The 19672-nt window shown below is 42.4% G+C and carries 18 protein-coding genes; 14 read left to right on the top strand and 4 right to left on the bottom strand.

Going from position 1 to position 19672, the window contains the following annotated elements:
• Nucleotides 1–10: 10 nt before the first annotated feature.
• From EO131_RS10560 to EO131_RS10550, 3 genes are all read left to right on the top strand, one after another.
• Nucleotides 11–1111, top strand: coding sequence for an acyloxyacyl hydrolase (locus EO131_RS10560; RefSeq protein ID WP_127021650.1), 1101 nt, complete (start codon nucleotides 11–13; stop codon nucleotides 1109–1111).
• Nucleotides 1112–1252: 141 nt separating this feature from the next.
• Entirely contained in the window at nucleotides 1253–1915 is a 663-nt protein-coding gene (locus EO131_RS10555) for a head GIN domain-containing protein (RefSeq protein ID WP_241243830.1), read from the top strand.
• Between the two features lie 53 nt (nucleotides 1916–1968).
• A complete protein-coding gene (locus EO131_RS10550) occupies nucleotides 1969–3033 on the top strand; it encodes a serine hydrolase domain-containing protein (RefSeq protein WP_127021646.1) in 1065 nt (354 codons plus the stop codon).
• On the opposite strand, the gene EO131_RS10545 is transcribed toward EO131_RS10550, so the two are convergent.
• Nucleotides 3030–4481, bottom strand: a complete 1452-nt coding sequence (locus EO131_RS10545; RefSeq protein WP_127021644.1) for a pyridoxal phosphate-dependent decarboxylase family protein — start codon at nucleotides 4479–4481, stop codon at nucleotides 3030–3032. The genes EO131_RS10550 and EO131_RS10545 overlap by 4 nt on opposite strands.
• A gap of 90 nt (nucleotides 4482–4571) precedes the next feature.
• On the bottom strand, nucleotides 4572–5468 hold the full coding sequence (gene gldA / locus EO131_RS10540; protein ID WP_127021642.1) for a gliding motility-associated ABC transporter ATP-binding subunit GldA: 897 nt from the start codon (nucleotides 5466–5468) through the stop codon (nucleotides 4572–4574).
• Between the two features lie 370 nt (nucleotides 5469–5838).
• Here gldA and EO131_RS10535 point away from each other — a divergent pair, with 370 nt between their 5' ends.
• The 5 genes from EO131_RS10535 (at nucleotide 5839) to EO131_RS10515 (ending at nucleotide 10563) form a co-directional block, all read left to right on the top strand.
• On the top strand, nucleotides 5839–6669 hold the full coding sequence (locus tag EO131_RS10535) for a prephenate dehydratase (RefSeq protein ID WP_127021640.1): 831 nt from the start codon (nucleotides 5839–5841) through the stop codon (nucleotides 6667–6669).
• Nucleotides 6666–7808 (top strand): pyridoxal phosphate-dependent aminotransferase, encoded by a 1143-nt coding sequence (locus EO131_RS10530; RefSeq protein ID WP_127021638.1) that lies wholly within the window; start codon nucleotides 6666–6668, stop codon nucleotides 7806–7808. The genes EO131_RS10535 and EO131_RS10530 overlap by 4 nt, the downstream gene beginning before the upstream one ends.
• Before the next feature lie 2 nt (nucleotides 7809–7810).
• Nucleotides 7811–8671 (top strand): prephenate dehydrogenase, encoded by an 861-nt coding sequence (locus tag EO131_RS10525; RefSeq protein ID WP_127021636.1) that lies wholly within the window; start codon nucleotides 7811–7813, stop codon nucleotides 8669–8671.
• Between the two features lie 8 nt (nucleotides 8672–8679).
• Nucleotides 8680–9762: a bifunctional 3-deoxy-7-phosphoheptulonate synthase/chorismate mutase type II gene (locus tag EO131_RS10520; RefSeq protein ID WP_127021634.1), complete on the top strand. Its 1083-nt coding sequence runs from the start codon at nucleotides 8680–8682 to the stop codon at nucleotides 9760–9762.
• Between the two features lie 126 nt (nucleotides 9763–9888).
• Entirely contained in the window at nucleotides 9889–10563 is a 675-nt protein-coding gene (locus tag EO131_RS10515) for a head GIN domain-containing protein (protein WP_127021632.1), read from the top strand.
• Between the two features lie 52 nt (nucleotides 10564–10615).
• Here EO131_RS10515 and EO131_RS10510 read toward each other — a convergent pair whose 3' ends face one another.
• Both EO131_RS10510 and EO131_RS10505 read right to left on the bottom strand, forming a co-directional pair.
• The gene (locus EO131_RS10510) at nucleotides 10616–11338 is read right to left on the bottom strand and encodes a DUF2756 domain-containing protein (protein WP_241243829.1); all 723 of its coding nucleotides are present in this window, start codon (nucleotides 11336–11338) and stop codon (nucleotides 10616–10618) included.
• A gap of 77 nt (nucleotides 11339–11415) precedes the next feature.
• Nucleotides 11416–11856 carry a hypothetical protein gene (locus EO131_RS10505; RefSeq protein WP_127021630.1) on the bottom strand — a complete coding sequence of 147 codons (441 nt, stop codon included), beginning with the start codon at nucleotides 11854–11856 and terminating at the stop codon, nucleotides 11416–11418.
• Between the two features lie 95 nt (nucleotides 11857–11951).
• Between EO131_RS10505 and rsgA the strand changes: the two genes are divergently transcribed.
• From rsgA to EO131_RS10475, 6 genes are all read left to right on the top strand, one after another.
• Nucleotides 11952–12890, top strand: a complete 939-nt coding sequence (gene rsgA / locus EO131_RS10500; protein ID WP_127021628.1) for a ribosome small subunit-dependent GTPase A — start codon at nucleotides 11952–11954, stop codon at nucleotides 12888–12890.
• The gene (gene dtd / locus EO131_RS10495) at nucleotides 12890–13342 is read left to right on the top strand and encodes a D-aminoacyl-tRNA deacylase (protein ID WP_127021626.1); all 453 of its coding nucleotides are present in this window, start codon (nucleotides 12890–12892) and stop codon (nucleotides 13340–13342) included. Before rsgA ends, dtd begins: the two co-directional genes overlap by 1 nt.
• Nucleotides 13343–13425: 83 nt before the next feature.
• Complete coding sequence (locus tag EO131_RS10490) at nucleotides 13426–15333, top strand: DUF3857 domain-containing protein (RefSeq protein ID WP_127021624.1); 1908 nt, start codon at nucleotides 13426–13428, stop codon at nucleotides 15331–15333.
• Complete coding sequence (locus EO131_RS10485; RefSeq protein ID WP_127021622.1) at nucleotides 15317–17269, top strand: DUF3857 domain-containing protein; 1953 nt, start codon at nucleotides 15317–15319, stop codon at nucleotides 17267–17269. The genes EO131_RS10490 and EO131_RS10485 overlap by 17 nt, the downstream gene beginning before the upstream one ends.
• A 63-nt stretch (nucleotides 17270–17332) precedes the next feature.
• A complete protein-coding gene (locus tag EO131_RS10480; protein ID WP_164731670.1) occupies nucleotides 17333–19252 on the top strand; it encodes a DUF3857 domain-containing protein in 1920 nt (639 codons plus the stop codon).
• A 63-nt stretch (nucleotides 19253–19315) separates the two neighbouring features.
• Nucleotides 19316–19642, top strand: a complete 327-nt coding sequence (locus EO131_RS10475; protein ID WP_127021618.1) for a nucleotide pyrophosphohydrolase — start codon at nucleotides 19316–19318, stop codon at nucleotides 19640–19642.
• The last annotated feature ends 30 nt before the right edge of the window (nucleotides 19643–19672 follow it).

Here is a 19672-nt window from a genome sequence, read left to right as displayed (position 1 = left end):
TTTGCGCCCAATGAGGTACCTACTTAGCCTGACTTTATTTTTAAGTGTGCTCTTTGGGTTTTCCCAAAACGGGGAAGTGCCCAAAAAATATACGGTGGATGCCAGTCAATTTTATGGCTCCATTTTGTTGCACAATACCGATATTTCCCATTTGATCACGGAGCATCCCGGTGGGCTCATTTTGGGATTCAACCGCAAACGATATGGCCATGAGGATTGGGAATCCGATTTCGGTTATCCGGATACCGGTGTTTCCTTCGTCTACCAAAACACCAACAATGCAACATTGGGGGACCTCTATGGATTGTATGCCCATTACAACTTCTATTTTTTTAAAAGAAATCTGCAGCTTCGAATAGGGCAAGGAATGGCCTACAGTACCAACCCGTACGATAAAAACACCAATTTTAGGAACAATGCCTATGGTACCCACTTGTTGGCAAGCACCTTGGTCATGTTCAACTACCATAAGGAAAACTTGGTTGCGGGATTTGGTTTCAAGGCTGGGATTTCCCTCATTCATTATTCGAACGCCAATTTTAAGGCGCCCAATACATCCACCAATACCATGGCGGTGAACTTTGGGTTGACCTATGATCTGGACAATCATCAAACTTTCGAATTTGTGGAACCCGGGGAGAAAGTTAAAATTACTGAACCGATTCGGTTGAATTTGGCGTTACGCGCAGGGGTGAACGAAAGTGATGTGATCAATTCGGGGCGTTACGGATTTTTGATAGTTTCGGCCTATGCCGATAAGAGAGTAGGGCGGTGGAGTGCCATTCAACTGGGAACGGACGTTTATTTCTCCAATTTTTTAAAGGAATTGATTCGTTACCAATCCATCGCATTTCCTGAAAACAATGTGGCCGCCGATACGGATTATAAACGGGTAGGGCTGTTTTTGGGGCACGAACTGTTCATCAACAAAATGAGCGTTATCGCCCAATTGGGCTACTACGTGTACTATCCGTTCGATTTTGAAGGAAGGGTGTACAACAGGATTGGACTCAAAAGATATTTCGGGGATAAGGTGTATGGAGCAATCACCTTAAAATCGCATGCAGCGAAGGCAGAGGCAGTGGAATTTGGAATAGGAATCAGAATTTAGGCAGGGATGTTGACAATGGAAAAAAATGGCACACTAATCGCTTCCAGAGGAATCTGGAAAGTATTTGTTTTGCTTTGTACTGTTCTCCAAATCTCCTGTAATGGTGAAAATGTACCCGATTGCTTCCAAAATGCAGGGGATTTGTCCCGAAAAACTTTGGATGTATCCGAGTTTACCAAAATTACCGCTTTTGAAAACCTTAATGTGGTTTTGAAACAGGGTGAAACCCAACAGGTGGAAGTGGAAACTGGGGAGTTTTTATTGAACGATGTTTCAGCGGAAGTGATCGATGGTCGCCTAGTTTTGCGCAACGAAAATGGTTGTAATTATGTGCGGAAGTATGGGTTGACCACCATTTATATAACTTCTCCCAATATTTCAGAAATTCGAAGCAGCACTGGTTTTCCTATTTCCAGTGATGGTGTTTTGGATTATCCCAGTTTGACCCTGATTTCCGAAAGCTTTACCAACCCGGAAACGGAAACTACCGATGGTTCTTTTGATTTGGAACTGAACTCGACCAATGTCCGAATCATTGTGAATGGCATTGCTTATTTTAAGTTAAAGGGTGCCGCTCAAACCTTCAATGTTTCCATTGCTGCAGGGGATTCTCGCATTGAGGCCGAAAATCTGGTGGCGCAAAATGTGGTTCTGGATCATCGTGGCACCAATGATGTATTTGTGAATCCACAACAACGTATTAGTGGGGTCATTCGTTCCACTGGGGATGTGATCAGTGTAAACCGACCGCCAAATATCGAGGTGGAAGAACTGTTCAATGGGCGACTAATTTTTAGGGATTAAGCACCAGTCCCAAATAATTCTTGGTATTTTCGATTTTCAATAAAACAGGTTGAATGCGTTTACTATCGCTTATCAAAAGTTGGTTTGCTCCGTTTCCAAAGATTAGGTCATTGGATGGACTCCACGGTTTGGAAAAAGCAGATGTGTTGTTCCACAATTTGGTGGCCGAACGTAAAGTACCTGGATTGGCAGTCAGTGTTTTTGATAAAGGGGAGGTCCTCCTGCAAAAAGGATATGGGTTTGCCAATTTGGCATCCAGGACAAAAATAGACCCCAAAAGCACTGTTTTTAGGATTGCCAGTATTTCAAAATGCATAACCGGATTGGCTTTCGGAAAGATGGTGGAAGAAGGTATCTTGGGTTGGGACGATTCTTTGTACGATCACGTACCCTACTTCCCCAAAAAGGGTTTTGATATAACGCTACGTCAATTGGCAAGCCATACAGCTGGCATTCGGGCCTACAAAGGAAAAGAGTTCGCCATGGACCGGGATTTTTCCATTAAGGATAGTATCCAAGTCTTTAAAAACGACCCCCTGATCTTTCAACCTGGTCATGGATACCTCTATAACAGTTTTGATTTTGTTTTGCTTTCTTTAGCCATGCAGGAGGCCAGCGGAATACCATTTCCTCTATATGTTAAGGAAAAAGTGTTGATGCCCTTGGGATTGGATTCCACATACACTACGGAGGACCGACAACAGAATGCCGCTAACTTTTATACCAAAAGATCCCATTGTTTTAAACATGCGGTGCCCGTGAACAATACCTACAAATTGGCAGGAGGTGGGTTTTTGTCCACCAGTGTTGATATCGCCAAATTGGGACAGGCGGTACTGGAAGGCAAATTGCTCAAAAAGGAAACCTACGATCAATTGTTGACCTCGCAAAACGTAAATGGAAAGCCAACTTATTATGGTTTGGGCTTTCAAGTGAGCCAAGATGCTGCAGGAAAATCATTTGTGGGTCATGTGGGCAACAGTGTCGGGGTCTACACCAATCTTTTTATCTATCCAAAAGAAGAAAAAGTGGTTTCCATTTTAATCAATTGTACCGATCCCAAAGTGCAAAAGGAACTGGATGAAGCTATTTCTTGCTTTTTCGAACAAATGGTTTAGACTTTTTGCGCCATTTTCTCCTCAATTTCCAGAGCAAAGGTTCGGCAAAGGTCCAAGGTTTCTGTCACGTCGTCCATGGTGGTCCTGGGGTTGATCAAACACATGCGCAATACCACTTGGTTGTTCAATAGCGTAGTGACCAACAAAGCTTTTCGCGAGGCAACAACTTTTTCAGAGATGTACTGGTTGATTTCATCCAGTTGTTTTTCGCTGTAATTTTTGTGGATAGGATGGTACCTGAAATTGATTACGGCCAAGGTGGCAGGAAACACCACTTCCCAACTTTTACTGCCCCGTAACAGGTTTTCCACTTCTTCCGCAAGGTCGATGTTATAGGTAATCGCATCCCTGAATGCTTTTAAACCAAAGGTTTTTAATGACATGTAAAACTTGAGGGCCCTGAACCTTCGTGTCAATTGGATGCCGTGGTCATAAAAATTGATTTCTGAAGTGTTTCCTTCAATATCCCTTAAATACTCAGGGTGTTCGGTAAATGTATGGCTCAGATCTTTGTGGTTCCGCACCAAAAGGCAGCCCATTTCATAGGGTTGGTAAAACCATTTGTGGGGATCAACGGTCAACGAATCGGCCTTTTCAATGCCCTTCATCATGGTTTTCCCCTTTGGGGAAAGGTAGGCAGCCCCGCCATAAGCCCCGTCGACATGGAACCAGATATCTTCTTTCTTGCAGATTTTGGCCAGTTCACTCAACGGGTCCACGGTCCCCGTATTGGTAGTTCCTGCAGAAGCGATTAAGCAGAAGGGGTGAAGCCCTTCGAGACGATCTTTGGCAATACAGTTTTTGAGTTTGTTCAAGGAGAACTTAAGTTCGCTATCGGTGGGGATGATCCGAATTTGTTCTTTTTTAAAGCCCAATACCCTAATGGCCTTGATATTGGATGAATGTGCTTGATCGGACAAATAGATCACCGCATTGGAAAAATCATCACCACATTTGATTCGTCGAGCGGTCGCCACGGCAGTCAGGTTGGCCATGGAACCCCCGCTGGTGAAGATGCCACCTCCTTTTTTCTTCGGAAAGCCAAAGATTTTCAACAACCATTGAATGGTGACAATCTCCAGCTCCGCCGCCGCTGGACCTATGGACCATCCACCGGAAAAAATGTTATAACCAGTGGCCAAGGCATCGGCCATCACACTGACGAAGTTGCTGGGGCCGGGTACAAAGGAAAATGATTTGGGGTGGGCCATATTGGTGGTGTTGGTCATTACCTTTTCCAACACGAAATCCAGAACAGCGGATGGGTCCATTCCTTGTTCAGGAGCTTCCTCCAAGAACAATTTGTCCATTTCTTCCCTTGAGCCGAAGGCAACCGGAAATTTTTGGTCCTGCGTAACATGGTGTTCCACAATGGCATCCACGATTTGATACCCGTAGGCTTTCATCGCTTCTTTTGGCAATTCCAATCTGGCGTTGTTCTTCCCCATAAATCAAGATTCAATTGAACTGCAAAAGTACCATATTTGAATAGGTTTTACCATGACATTTGTCCATCAATCGACTAAATGGATGAGTTGCTATTTTGAGGTCAACTCCGTAAAAAGGCTTTCCAGGTTTTTGTTCTTTCGGCTCAATTGAAGGGTTTTCAATTGGTTGTCGTGGGCAAAATCGAACACGGCCGGGCGCATATCTTTGGAAGTGCTGAAGGTAATCTCGTAGACAAAACCTCCGGTATTAATTACTTTGGCCACATGGGGCATTTGTTGTAACAGTTGCTCCTCCACACGAAAATCAAATTCCACTTCGATGATTTGTTCCTCCGCTTCGCGCAATTCTTCCAATCGCTTGTCGGCAACCAATTGTCCTTTATTGATGATGATTACCCTATCGCAAACGGCCTCCACCTCTTTCATGATGTGTGTGGAAAGCAGTATTGTTTTTTCCTTTCCGATCTCCCGGATCAGTTTTCGGATCTCGATCAATTGGTTGGGGTCAAGACCCGTGGTCGGCTCGTCCAAGATCAACACCTCGGGATCATGGAGCAAAGCTGCTGCAAATCCGACCCGCTGGCGATAACCTTTGGACAGTTGTCCTATTTTTTTGTGTGCTTCGGGCGTAAGTCCGGTTTGTTGAATGATGGCTTCAATTTTTGACTTTGGCACTTTGTACACATCCGCATTGAAAGCAAGGTATTCTTTAACATACATTTCCAGGTATAATGGATTGTGCTCCGGAAGATAGCCAATGCTTTTCTGCACGTCCCGTTCCGATTTCAACACATCAAATCCGTTTACCTCAGCATCACCGCCATCTGCTTTGTAGTAGGTGGTCAAAATGCGCATCATAGTCGATTTTCCAGCCCCGTTCGGTCCCAAAAAACCGACCACTTCTCCTTTTTTGATGGAAAAGGAAACGTTGTTCAATGCTTTTTGTTGGCCAAAGGATTTGGTGATGTTTTGAACGGTTATCGACATTCGAAAAGGTTTTGAAATCCAAAAATACACTTTTACACCATTAGTTGAAGGATGTTTTGATTGGACATCCAAGTTTGGAGTTGTACGGATTGGAAACAGTGATATTCTCAAAAAAGTAATGATTCTTCAAGGCAAAACGCAATGAATATTCCGAATTTGAGAAAAATCAAAAAAAATTTAAGGAAGAAGGCCTGTTTCGAATTGAATACCTAAATTAGCCAAGATTTTACAACGACATGACAAACACGTATTTCTGGAACGGTTTTTATTTTTACTTCTTTTTTCAAAGAGGATCGGGACTGTTTTGAGTACGTTTAAAGTATAACCAATATGTAAAGTCCCGATTTCAAATCGGGGCTTTTTTTTTGCAATGGGTTTAAAAATTGCCATTCAGGGAATAAAGGGTTCCAACCACCACCAGGTTGCCATCGATTTTTACGGCAACGATATCGAATTGTTGGAATGCAGCTCGTTCGATGCCGTAGTGCAACATTTGTTGGACGGGTCTGCGGACAAGGGAATCATGGCCATAGAGAATTCAATAGCCGGTTCCATTATTCCAAACTATAACTTGGTGTATCATAACAAGATCCATGTGATCGGGGAACACTATTTGAACATTCATCACAATTTAATGGTGTTGAGGGGTAAAACCATGGACGATGTGAAGGAAGTACATTCGCATCCGATGGCTTTGCTGCAGTGCAAGGAGTTTTTCAAGGATTATCCACAAATCAAATTGGTGGAAAGTGCGGATACGGCGGAAACCGCCAAACGCATCAATGATGAAAAATTGGAACATATTGCAGCCATTGCACCAAAAATGGCATCGGATCTCTATGATCTGGAAATTATAGCGGATAACATCCAGACCATTAAGAACAATTCCACCCGGTTTATCATCCTGAAAAAACAGAACAAGGTATGGCCGGAGGAGGAAATCAATAAGGCTTCGTTGCGGTTCATCACCGATCACAAGAGAGGCAGTTTGGCCACGGTTTTGAACGTGATGAGCGATTGCAATTTGAACCTTACCAAAATACAGTCACTTCCTGTAATTGAGACCCCATGGAAATATGCCTTTTTCGTGGATGTGACCTTTGATAAATACGAACATTTTGCCAAGGCCAAATCCTTGTTGGACATCATGTCCGAAGATTTTCAGGTCTTGGGTGAATATAAAAACGCGTTGTTGTTATGATCACAGCCGATAGGTTACATAGCGTACAGGAATATTACTTCTCCAAAAAATTGAGGGAAGTCAGGGGATTGATCGATCAAGGGAAACCCATTATCAACATGGGGATAGGCAGTCCGGATTTGGCGCCATCGCCCCAAGTCTTGGAAACTTTGCAAAGTTGTATATCGGATACGGGTGCGCATCAGTACCAGAGCTATCAAGGTTTGCCGGAACTGAGAAAAGCCATTGCCAATTTTTATAATGAAAAATTTGGGGTTGAAGTAGACCCCAACACTGAGGTCTTGCCACTGATGGGTTCCAAGGAGGGCATCATGCACATTAGCATGGCATTCCTAAATCCTGGCGATGGGGTTTTGTTGCCGAACCCCGGTTACCCAACCTATGGATCGGTGACCAATTTGGTGGGTGGTGTACCCATCAGCTATGACCTTAAGGAAGAAAATGGCTGGTTTCCCGATCTGGAAGCGTTGGGGCAACAAGATCTTTCCAATGTGAAATTGATGTGGGTGAGTTATCCGCACATGCCCACCGGGGCAACTGCAACTCTGGAACAATTGCAGTCGTTGGTGGCCTTCGCCAAGGAAAACAATATTCTTTTGGTAAACGATAATCCGTACAGTTTTGTGCTGTCCAACAACCCAACCAGTATATTGTCCATTGATGGCGCCAAGGAATGTACACTTGAATTGAACAGTTTGAGCAAGACGTTCAATATGGCGGGATGGAGAGTGGGCATGGTTTTGGGCAATGCGGAGCACATCAATGCAGTGCTCAAGGTGAAAAGCAACATGGATTCGGGCATGTTCTACGGTATTCAAAAAGGAGCCGTTGTGGCCCTGCAAAGCGGTCCGGAATGGTTTGAAGCATTGGATCACGTCTACACCAAAAGAAGGGAGTTGATGTTTGAGTTGGCCGATAAATTGGGCTGTGAATATGACAGAAATGCTGTAGGCATGTTCGTGTGGTGCAAGTTGCCCGAAGGTGCACCTTCCTCGGAACAATTCATTGATGAGGTGTTGTACGAAAAGGACATTTTTATTGCACCGGGAACCATTTTTGGGAGCAATGGGGAAGGGTATATCCGGTTTTCCCTTTGCGTAAAGGAAGAAAAAATTAAAGAAGCCATAGCTAGATTTTGACCATGGAAGTTGCGATAATAGGAATAGGGTTGATTGGAGGGTCGTTTGCCAAGGATGTCAAAAAATTGCATCCGTATGCCAAGATCATCGGTCTTGACCAACGTGAAGATCACTTGGATAAGGCCTTGGAATTGCAAATCATTGATGAAAAGGGCGACTATGCTTCCTTGTCCTCTGCTGATTTGGTCTATGTGAGCATACCCGTAAATGCCTTGGTAATGGAGCTGCCGAAGATTTTGGATGCGGTTGGTGAAGACACGGTAGTCTTAGATGCAGGATCTACCAAACGATTGATTTGTGATAGTGTGTCCGAACATCCCAAGCGAAGAAACTTTTTGGCATGCCACCCCATTGCAGGTACCGAATTCTCAGGGCCTACCGCTGCTTTGGAAGGTTTGTACCAAGATAAGACCATGATCATTTGTGAGGTGGAAAAAACTGCCTTCAAACTTCAGGAAAGGGCCTTGACCCTCGTACAAGATATCGGGATGCGAATTCGGTACATGAACCCAGTGGCGCACGACAAGCACATTGCCTATGTATCCCATTTGTCACATATCAGTTCGTTTATGTTGGGAAAAACGGTTATCGAAAAAGAAAAGAACGAACGCGATATTTTTGACATGGCGGGCAGTGGTTTTGAAAGCACCGTGCGGTTGGCAAAAAGCTCTCCCGACATGTGGGCGCCCATCTTTGAACAGAACAAGGACAATGTGGTTGAGACGTTGGAAGAATATATCCAAAACCTTACCGCGTTCAAACAAATGATAGAGGACAACGATTTTGAAAATGTCCATCAAGAAATGAGCAATACCAATAAAATAAAACAAATACTAAAAGGAATTCCACTTACAAAAAAATAGACAGTAGTATGGAAAACACGAAGGAAATGAGAAAATGGTTGGATGACATGAATTTGGGTCATCCATTGGTGATAGCAGGACCATGCAGTGCCGAAACCGAAGAACAGGTGCTAAAGATCGCACACGAACTTAAAGACACCGATGTCAACTATTATAGGGCAGGCATTTGGAAACCCAGAACCCGTCCGGGAAATTTTGAGGGCGTGGGTGCCATAGGTTTAAAATGGTTGCAAAAAGTGAAGGAGGAGACCGGAATGAAAACCGCTACCGAAGTGGCCAACAGGGCACATGTGGAATTGGCGTTGGAATATGATGTGGATTTGTTGTGGATCGGAGCTCGGTCAACGGTAAGTCCGTTTATTGTTCAGGAAATTGCCGATGCTTTGGAGGGGACCGATAAAATTGTTTTGGTGAAAAACCCGGTAAATCCAGACTTGTCCTTGTGGTTGGGTGCAGTGGAACGGTTGCACTCTGCCAATATCGAAAAATTGGGTGTTATCCATCGTGGATTTTCAACGTATGAAAAATCGAAATACCGTAACATCCCGGAATGGCAGTTGGCCATTGAGTTGCAGACCAAGTTCCCCGATCTGCCCATCATCAACGATCCAAGCCACATTACCGGAAAGCGCGATATGATTTTTGACGTATCCCAAACCGCGTTGGACCTGAACTTCGATGGTTTGATGATTGAGACCCATTGTGATCCAGATAACGCATGGAGTGATGCGGCTCAGCAGGTGACCCCGGAACGATTGGTGCAGATCATGAAAGATCTTCGCATTCGTAAGGAAACCGATGAAGAAGCAGAATACAATAGCAAATTGAGCAATCTTCGCGCACAGATCGATGTGCTCGATAACCAATTGATCGAGTTGTTGGGTAAACGAATGAAGGTTTCCGACGGGATTGGTGAATTAAAGAAACAGAAAAACGTTGCCGTTTTGCAAAGCAATCGTTGGAACGCCATTTTGGGCAATATGATCTTGGAAGGAGAGCAACGTGGATTGAGCGAGGAATTTGTGTTGAAAATGTTCAAAGCCATCCATCAGGAATCCATCAACCACCAAGAAAAGATCATCAACGCATAGTCGTTTAATTCTTTGATAAGGAACCATTCAAGGATAGGAATTTTTCCAGTCTTTGGGTGGTTTTTTTGTTTTCTACTGTAACAATTTCATTTCTCTGCCCTCTTTCAAAAGTAAAAACACTCTATCATGAAAAAAATATATACACTTAATTTGCTCTTGCTTCCCTTGGTCATGTTTTCCCAGCGAATCATTGACAGGGAGGTGGGAGAATTCCGCGAAATCAAGGTTTTTGATCTTATTGAAGTCAATTTGATCCAATCCGATGAAAACCGAATCTTGATCAAGGGTTGGAACGTGGACGACATTATCTGGACCAACAAAAACGGCGTATTAAAACTACGCATGCAATTGGACAAAAAGTTTCAGGGTGAGGATACGATGATTGAAGTTTATTACACCGACCTCGATGTGATCGATGGGAACGAAGGAGCCCAAATTACCTGTAATGAGCTGGTGAAAAGGAACAGGATCGAATTGCGTGCCCAGGAAGGTGCCAGGATCCATATTGGAATGGATGTCGATTATGCCGACATTAGGGCTGTGACCGGAGGTATTGTTGAAGCTTCCGGGTTGGCCAAAAGCCAAACTGTGGTGCTCAATACCGGTGGTATTTTTGAAGGCAGGGCTTTACAAACCACCAATACCGATGTTAAAATTTCAGCAGGGGGAGAGGCCGATGTGTTCGCTTCCGAAGTGGTGGATATCAATGTGAAGGCCGGTGGTGATGTGTATGTGTACGGTAGTCCAAAACAGGTCAACAAAAAGACCTTTGTAGGCGGCAGGGTCTATATAAAAGACTGATGAAAAATAGATGGATAAAAAAAGCCCCTTCAAAACTGAAGGGGCTTTTTTGTTAGTTTTCTTTTGTATAAGCCAATCTCCTGGAAGCTTTTCGCATCAATTTATTAATTAGATCATCAGGGCTACTACCAATGCTGCCACTTACTTTTTTGTTATAGTTCCAAAGCAAAATGCCATCTGCTGCGTTGTGGACACTCATATTTACCAGTGCATTATTGGTACTTCCCCAAAAGCCTATCAAAAGTCCAAGGGCGACCGATGCACCTTCAGACATTGGCTTATCGGTTTCGTAATTACCAGAAATTAAGGCATCTACACCTAAAATGTTGGCAAGTTCCATGGGAGTATAGTCCCTTATATTATTATAGTCGATACCTTGTTTTCCCAATATGGCATTCGTGGTATTTGGATCTTGTACCTCGATGCGTTGCATGTCACCTCTCTTTTTTCGTTTTAAAAACCACGAGTACATAGCGGTTTGTATGCTTTCTCCCTCCGATTTTTCAAGCCTATGTAATTGTTCGTTGGTCATATCCTTCATTTGTTTGGGTCTAAGTTTGACCTGTGTTTTAAAAGGCACGACGGCAATTATTTTGTGATCAATCGCAATTCTGTCAAAATCTGGATTTTCATAAAGATTGGTTTGTGCAAATACCGAAAATGGTAAAAAAAGCAATAAGAACTTTCTCATAAAAATGTGTTTAGTTATTAAAATTGAGGTAAAAACTAATTCAATTATTTGAAAGAAAAAGCTTACGGTTAGTTTTTTTGTCAAATTGTCTTTAAAAGTAGATGAAATGAAAAAGCCCTTCGAACCAAATCAAAGGGCAATAGTTATTTAAACAAAGATTGTTATTTTCTAAAAATATAACGGGTGATAAAGATGCCCTGTCCGTCTCCTTTTCCGCCTTCACTTTCCACACCACTTACCACAAAGGCCAATTCCCAGCCGTTGGCGATCATGTCGTTGATCATAGAGGTGATCACGGCATCGTTGGCCGCAATGTTCTGGAATCGGATACCACCAATGTTGTAGAAGTTCAACAATTTGGTCTCCTCAAAGTTTTTTACCCTGATTTCGCCCCTGTCCGACTTGTTTCGGGTGTTGTCATCTTCGGTCTGAACACTGGTAAACTCCCTATAATCTTTGTCTTCAAGGGCATTGATGATCCTGGATCTTCCCAATCCGTTGGGCACAATGGACTCCACACTGGTAATTACCTTGTACTCTTGGGCATTCCCTCCGAATGCGGCAGCTAGGGTCATCACTGCGATAAAAACGATTTTTTTCATGTTGGATACGTTAATGTTTATTAATAACTGTTGACAAAGATATACGACGGAAAACGAGGAATATTGTTTCTTTGTAGTGAAAATTTGAACAAATTGTGAACGGAACTGTTTATAAATCAACCGGTAGCTGGTATACCGTAAAAGCTGAAGATGGTGCATTTTACGAATGTCGCATCAAAGGAAAGTTCCGTACCCAAGGCATCAAGAGCACCAATCCGGTCGCAGTGGGAGATCATGTGGTGTTCGAATTGGAAACCATTGGCAATGAAACTGTTGGGGTCATTTCAGCGATAGGGGAGCGCAAGAACTATATTATCCGAAAATCGGTCAAGTTGTCCAAACAGACCCACATCATTGCATCCAATTTGGATCAGGTTTTCTTGTTGGTCACCTTGAACAACCCCATGACCTTCACCAGTTTTATTGACCGTTTTTTGGTCACCGCCGAAGCCTACGATATCCCAGTAGTCTTACTTTTCAATAAGATGGATACCTATTCCGAAGAGGAAACAGGTGAGGTGGCCTTTCTTATGGATCTTTATTCCAAAATTGGCTACACTTGTTTGCAAATAGAAGCGAAATCTGGCAAAAACGTGGATAAGGTAAAGGAAATGATGCTGGGTAAGACCAGTATGTTCGCGGGCCATTCCGGTGTTGGTAAATCTACCTTGGTAAATGCACTGGAACCAGGCCTCCATTTAAGAACCGCAGAAATATCCGAGCAACATCTTCAAGGGCAGCACACCACAACTTTTGCCGAAATGTATGATCTATCATTCGATGCCCGGATCATTGACACCCCCGGCATTAAAGGATTTGGTATCGTGGATATGGAGAAAGAGGAAATCGGGGATTATTTTCCGGAGTTTTTCGAATTGAAGGGGCATTGCAAGTTCAATAATTGCCTGCATTTGGATGAACCCAAATGTGCGGTAAAGGAAGCACTGGAAAATGATGAGGTGGCATGGAGCCGTTACCGCAGTTATGTGCAAATGTTGACCGGGGAAGAGGATAATCCATATAGGGAACGATAATGAGAACAGTAATTCAGCGTGTTTCCAAAGCAAGTGTTACCGTTGATGGTGAAGTAGTTTCCTCCATTGGTCATGGACTGTTGGTGCTATTGGGCATTGAGGATGCCGATGGAACTGATGATATTGATTGGTTGGCCCAAAAAATTGCCAATCTTCGAATTTTTAATGATGAAGCCGGTGTTATGAATCTTTCGGTGATGGATACCGGTGGCGAAGTTATTGTGGTAAGCCAGTTTACCTTGCACGCACTCACCAAAAAAGGCAATCGTCCGTCGTATATAAAAGCTTCAAAACCAGCTATTGCCATTCCAATGTATGAGGAGTTTGTGGATAAATTGGAAGCAATTTTGGGCAAAAAAGTGGGCACGGGAATCTTCGGTGCCGACATGAAAGTGGAACTGTTGAACGATGGTCCAGTGACGATCAGTATCGACACCAAAAACAAAGAATAGTTGTTTTTTGTCGAAAAAGTTCTTTACATTGTAAGAAATTAACCACTTTAGCCAGACCATTAATTAGCCAGACTTAACCTCGAATGCGATTTCTTACGTTTCTCCTTTTCCTAGTTGCCCAGTTTTCCATTTCCCAAAATTATAGCGTAGCCGAGATTCCCAAAGAAATGTTGGAGAATGCCGATGCCGTTGGTCGTTTAGATCGGATGGATATCCATATTGAATCCATAGATAAAATGACCTATTCAGTAAAGCAGGTGGTTACAGTCCTGAACAAGTCAGGTAGCGAATATGCTGCCACTAGGGTAATGTATGATGATGAAAGAAAAATAAAAAAAATTGAAGCTACCTTTTTTGATGCTTTTGGAAATGAACTTGAAGTTGCAAAAAGAAGGGATTTCAAGGATGTTGCTGCTGTGGATGGTTTTTCATTGTATTTGGACAATCGGGTGTTGTACTATAAGTACGTGCCAACCCAATATCCTTATACGGTTGAATTTACTTATGAGATTGAAACTTCGGACACCGGATTTTTTCCACCGTGGTATTTTTTATCAGGTTATGGGATAAGTGTGCAGCAAAGTGAATATTCCATTGTCTATCCCTCTATTGAATTTAAACCTATCGTAAAGGAAAAGAACTTGGAGAATGTTCAGGTTGAAAAGACAGATATTGCGGGCTCACTTCAGTATAGTGCCACCAATATACCAGCAATGGAGGCCGAAAGTTTGAGCCCTTCATTCAGTTTGTTGGCACCCAGCTTATCCATACGCTTGCCCAAATTCCATTACAAGGGATACCAAGCCGTAGTGAATGATTGGCACGAGATGGGTATATGGATACAAGAAGAATTGCTGGCAGGAAGGGATGTTTTGGAGGAGAACACTGTAAAAGAAATACAACAACTGGTCAAAGGGATTGATAATGACCTGGAAAAGGCCAAAATAATCTACAACTATGTCCAGGACAACACGAGGTATATCAGTGTTCAAATTGGAATAGGGGGTATCCAGCCCATCAGTGCCATAGAAGTTGATAAGGTTAAATATGGTGACTGCAAAGGCTTGACCAATTACACCAAGGCCTTGCTAAAGGCTGTAGGAGTCGAATCTTTTTATGCGGTAGTGGAATCGGGTAGTGCAAAAATTGATTTTGAGGAAGATTTTGCGGATTTGGTCCAGGGAGACCATGTAATTCTGGCCATACCCTATCAAGGTCAGTATTATTGGGTAGACTGTACCTCTCAAATCCTACCATTTGGATTTATCGGAGATTTTACCGATGGTAGAAAAGTATTGGTGGTTAAACCTGATGGTGGCGAGATTATGACGACAACTTCATACTTGAACCAACAGAACAAACAGAGCATTAAAGCCAGATATAGAGTTTTGGAGAATCTTTCAATGAAGGGTGAGGTTACACTGAAAACAACGGGAATCCAATATGATGGTCGATTTTCCTTGGAGAAAGGATCTAGAGAAGACAACACTGAGTATTACAAAAACTTCTGGGACAACATCAATGGGCTTGACATACTCGATTTTAAGTTTGATAATGATAAGGAGAATGTAGTTTTCACGGAAAATGTGAAATTGAGTGCCTTGAACTATCTGTCCAAAAATGGTAATGATTATCTCCTAACCCTCAATGCATTCAACAATGGTTTGTATGTGCCCCCCAGGTACAGGGACAGGAAAATGCCCTTTGTGGTACAACGTGGGTTTTTGGATGAAGACGAAACCATAATAGAAATCCCAGATAATTTTCATTTTACCGCGCTTCCGGAAAAAATGGTTCAAGAAACAATTTTTGGTGCTTACAAGACCGAGGTCATCAAAAAAAGTGAAAAACAATTGCTGTTCAAAAGATCCCTACAGCTCAATGCTGGGGAATATCCCAAGGAATCCTATCAAGATTTCAGGGCGTTTATGAGAGCAATTGCAAAAAATGACAACCAAAAAATCATTTTAAAGAATGACAGCCAAAACTAAACTTGTACAACTATTGATCGTTTTGTTCTTTTTCGGGTCCGTGCATGCCCAAGACTATAAATTTGGGAAGGTTTCTGAAGAGGAAGTACTTGAAAAACAGCATCCTACTGATTCCTCGGCGTCAGCTGCCTATCTGTTCAAAAAGCGGAATTCCTATTACCGTTACGACAAAGGTGTTGGGTTACGATTGATCACCGAAGTTCATAACAGGATTAAAATCTATTCTAAGGATGGATTTGATTATGCCTCCGAGGCTATCAACTTATATGAGACAAGTGGGGCAGATGAGAGGGTAAGCGGGTTAAAGGGTTATACCTATACTATGGATGACGGGGAAATGGTCGAGACCAAATTGGACAAGGAAAGCATATTTGACACCCAAGTATCAAAAAATCACAAACAAGTAAAATTTACAATGCCGAACGTTAAGGAAGGTTCGGTGGTTGAATACCAATATAAAATTACCTCTCCATTCGTACAAAGTATAGATGAGTTTGTTTTCCAGCATGCCATACCGGTTAAAAAGCTGGTGGCAAAGATGCGGATATTGGAATATTTTAAGTTTAACCAGAGAACAAAGGGATTTTTGATAATCGACTCCAATACCAATGTGGTTACCGACCATAGTTTGGGCATCAATGTGACGGAAGTGGCTTTTGACATGGCTGATATACCGGCCCTAAAAGAAGAGAGGTTTGTGACCAATATGGACAATTACCGATCCGGTGTGAAGTTTGAAATTGTATCCTTGGAAATACCTGGTTCTTTGTACGAAGTTTATGCCAAAACTTGGGATGATGTAGTGCGTACCATTTATGAAAGTAGTTCGTTTGGAGAGGAGCTCAAGCGCACAAATTACTTTGAAGAAGAATTGGACGCATTGCTGGCAACAACATCGGATGAGGTTGCAAGAATGTTTATTGTGCTGAACTTTGTCAAACAAAAAGTGAAATGGAATACCTATCTGGGGTTTGGTTCTGATGAAGGTACACGAAAGGCTTACAAGGAAGGCACAGGCAATAGCGCCGATATCAATCTTATGTTGGTCTCCATGTTAAATCATGCCAATGTTAAAGCCTATCCTGTATTGGTAAGCACACGGGATAACGGAATCCCCATTTTCCCCACTTTGGAAGGGTTCAATTATGTAGTTGCTGCAGCAAAGGTTGGGGAAACTTATCAGTTATTGGATGCCACCAATGCTTTCAGTACAGTCAATGTTTTGCCAACAAGGGCATTAAATTGGTTCGGAAGAATTGTTTCTGAGGGAGGTACATCAGAGGTAATCGATTTAATGCCCAAACACAAATCCATGGATGCTGTTATGATGAGTGTTTCCTTAAACGAGGATGGATCCATAGAAGCGAAACTAAGACAACAATACACCAATAATAATGCTTTTGTGTTTAGAAATCAATACAATAAGGGAACAGAAGAGGCGTTTTTGGATGAATTGGAAAAAGAGCAGGGAGATATCGAGATAAATGACTATAAATTGGACAATAATTTGGATCTTGGAAAACCAATTGTCCAAACATATGACTTCTACAAGGAAGATGCCTTTGAGGCCATAGCGGGGAAAATTTATGTATCACCTTTGTTTCATCTGGCGGTACAGGAAAATCCGTTCAAATCTGAGAGTAGGGAATATCCAATAGATTATGGGTTTCCTTGGGAGGATAAGCACATTGTCACAATTCAAATACCCCAAGGGTACAAAGTGGAACATTTGCCTGAACCCATCAGTCTGGCATTACCGGAAGGATTGGGTAAATTCACCTATAATATTTCGGCAACCAACAATCAAATTTCACTTCGTGTGGAAATGGAGGTCAATGCGTCGATCTTTCCGCCACATTACTATCAAAATTTAAAAGAGCTGTACCGTCAAGTGGTGGAAAAGGAAGCGGAAAAGGTAGTTTTGGTCAAAGCATAAGTGAAGATGAATCTCGTTGGAAAGACAATTTTGGCTTTACTTCTTTTTGCTGGAACTTCAGCCATGGCGCAAAAAGAAACAGAATTTGGCCAACTTGCTCCTTCGGAACAAAATTTCAAGGTCTATGAAAAGGATACTACGGCCCATGCCGTGTATCTATTTGAAAAAGGGGAGAATTACTTTGAGGTACGACGCAACTATGTGTATTTGATCACAAAATACCATGCCAAAATTAAGATTCTGGATAAGCAGGGTTTTGATGAATCCAAAATTGCCATTCCCTATTACCACACCGAGGATCGGACCGAAAAAATCAGTAACATCAGGGCCATTACCCATAACGGTATTGTCAAATCCAGTTTGCTGCAAGAAGATGTATATGAAGTGGATGTAAATGATCGCTGGTCCGAAAAACGGTTCACATTTCCCAATGTAAAAGAAGGCTCCATTTTGGAATACGTTTATGAGGTACAGTCCCCTTTTCTATTTAATCTTAACGGTTGGGACTTTCAAGGAGATATACCAAAAGTATATACCGAGTATGCTGCCAAAATTCCTGGAAATTATAGGTACAATAGAGCCTTAATTGGTGAGCTGACCCTTGATGTGAATGATGCAACCATACGCAAGAATTGTTTCAGGATTCCAGATTCTTCAGTAGAACCTGCCGATTGCGAAGTGCTCAAATATGTCATGCATGACGTTCCTGCTTTCAAGGCAGATGAAGACTACATGTTGTCTGAAAATAATTATAGGGCAAGGTTGGAGTTCGAAATGTCCGAATACCTTGGGTTTGATGGACGAAAAGAGAAATTCACCAAATCTTGGAAAGATGTGGACAAGGAATTTAGGACCGATCGCGATATAGGGGGGCAGCTACGTAAGAAAAATTATTTCGAGAGAAATGTTCCTTTGGAATTGTTATCGGCAAATGAGGATAAACTAACCAAGGCAAAGCGTATCTATGCATTTGTCAAGTCCCATTATACGTGGAACGAAAAGTTCGGCGTACTAAGGGACAATCGGGTAAAACAGGCATTTGATGAAAGAACGGGAAATGTGGCAGAAATCAATATTACGTTGATCAACTTATTAAATGCTGCTGACATCGAAACCGACCTGATGATGATCTCAACCAGGGCACACGGACTTCCTAAAAGAAGCCATCCCGTAATGACTGATTTCAATTATTTGGTGGCCAAGACAGAAATTGATGGAGTAATCTACCTTTTGGATGCAACCGAAAAAGAACTGCCATTTGGAATGTTGCCCTACCGCTGTCTCAATTATTATGGAAGAGTCATGGATTTGGATGGCGACAGCTATTGGTATGAAATAGAGCCTGAAAAATCGCACGGACGTGCCATTCGGGTACTAATGGAACTGGATTTTGAAAACGGCAAGGGAACTGGGGAAATGGATGAAATTTCTACTGGATATGAAGCTTATTTTAAAAGGAATCAATTGGCAAATTTGGCCGAAGAGGACTATCTCAAGAAAATAGAGGAGAGCACTCTCGAAGATTTTTTCATCAGATCCTACAGTTTGGATGCGGAAAGTTCCAATGAGCTCAAGTTGGTGGAACGTTTTTCTTTTGAAACGGAGAATTTGGAAGCAAAACAAACCATGTACGTGAATCCGTTTATCATCCAATTTTTTAAATCCAATCCATTTAAAACAGAAACAAGGAACTATCCGATTGATTTCGGGTATGTACGATCCTACAAATATTTTGCAAATTTCAAGGTCCCGTCCGGTTATCGTTTAAAGCAACTGCCGGAATCGATAAATATCGGCCTACCGGATAATAGCGGGATTTTGCGTTTCAATTGTATCGAGTCGGAAGGTATGGTCATGGTGCAGTTTGCACTTCAATTAAAGTCGACCCAATATACCAGTGAGGGGTACGCCTACGTCAAAAAGTTTTTTGAAAATGCTGTGGCAGTGCAGAACCAAAGTTACATGGTCTTCGAAAAGGAATAGCTTTTAAAAAAATGATTGGTACATTTGGAATAGGAAACAAATGATCAAAAAAAAGCATCGAAGGTGAACATAGCAAATGCACAAAAGGCGGTAGACGAGTGGATTCAAAACCATGGGGTTCGCTATTTTAACGAGCTTACCAATATGGCTCAACTTACGGAAGAAGTGGGAGAAGTGGCGCGTATTATTGCCCGGCGTTATGGGGAGCAAAGTGAAAAGGAATCCGACAAGGCCAAGGATCTTGGTGAAGAGTTGGCCGATGTAGTGTTTGTGGTGTTGTGTTTGGCCAATCAAACGGGCATCGATCTTCAGGCGGCATTCGACAAAAAATTGGATTTGAAGACCAAACGCGACCACGATCGTCACCAAAATAACAAAAAGCTCAAATAAAGTTGGTGCCCTAAGGGCATATTGGTTCGG

It is taken from the genome of Flagellimonas beolgyonensis (genome assembly GCF_003992615.1).
Lineage (GTDB): Bacteria > Bacteroidota > Bacteroidia > Flavobacteriales > Flavobacteriaceae > Flagellimonas > Flagellimonas beolgyonensis.
This window is presented reverse-complemented; position numbering and strand designations above follow the sequence as displayed.

Excerpts from the sequence above, each read along its gene's own strand:
- EO131_RS10560 (WP_127021650.1), top strand. The coding sequence starts at position 11 with ATGAGGTACCTACTTAGCCTGACTTTATTTTTAAGTGTGCTCTTTGGG.
- EO131_RS10550 (WP_127021646.1), top strand. The coding sequence starts at position 1,969 with ATGCGTTTACTATCGCTTATCAAAAGTTGGTTTGCTCCGTTTCCAAAG.
- EO131_RS10545 (WP_127021644.1), bottom strand. The coding sequence starts at position 4,481 with ATGGGGAAGAACAACGCCAGATTGGAATTGCCAAAAGAAGCGATGAAA.
- gldA (WP_127021642.1), bottom strand. The coding sequence starts at position 5,468 with ATGTCGATAACCGTTCAAAACATCACCAAATCCTTTGGCCAACAAAAA.
- EO131_RS10535 (WP_127021640.1), top strand. The coding sequence starts at position 5,839 with ATGGGTTTAAAAATTGCCATTCAGGGAATAAAGGGTTCCAACCACCAC.
- EO131_RS10530 (WP_127021638.1), top strand. The coding sequence starts at position 6,666 with ATGATCACAGCCGATAGGTTACATAGCGTACAGGAATATTACTTCTCC.
- EO131_RS10525 (WP_127021636.1), top strand. The coding sequence starts at position 7,811 with ATGGAAGTTGCGATAATAGGAATAGGGTTGATTGGAGGGTCGTTTGCC.
- EO131_RS10520 (WP_127021634.1), top strand. The coding sequence starts at position 8,680 with ATGGAAAACACGAAGGAAATGAGAAAATGGTTGGATGACATGAATTTG.
- EO131_RS10515 (WP_127021632.1), top strand. The coding sequence starts at position 9,889 with ATGAAAAAAATATATACACTTAATTTGCTCTTGCTTCCCTTGGTCATG.
- EO131_RS10505 (WP_127021630.1), bottom strand. The coding sequence starts at position 11,856 with ATGAAAAAAATCGTTTTTATCGCAGTGATGACCCTAGCTGCCGCATTC.
- dtd (WP_127021626.1), top strand. The coding sequence starts at position 12,890 with ATGAGAACAGTAATTCAGCGTGTTTCCAAAGCAAGTGTTACCGTTGAT.
- EO131_RS10490 (WP_127021624.1), top strand. The coding sequence starts at position 13,426 with ATGCGATTTCTTACGTTTCTCCTTTTCCTAGTTGCCCAGTTTTCCATT.
- EO131_RS10485 (WP_127021622.1), top strand. The coding sequence starts at position 15,317 with ATGACAGCCAAAACTAAACTTGTACAACTATTGATCGTTTTGTTCTTT.
- EO131_RS10480 (WP_164731670.1), top strand. The coding sequence starts at position 17,333 with ATGGCGCAAAAAGAAACAGAATTTGGCCAACTTGCTCCTTCGGAACAA.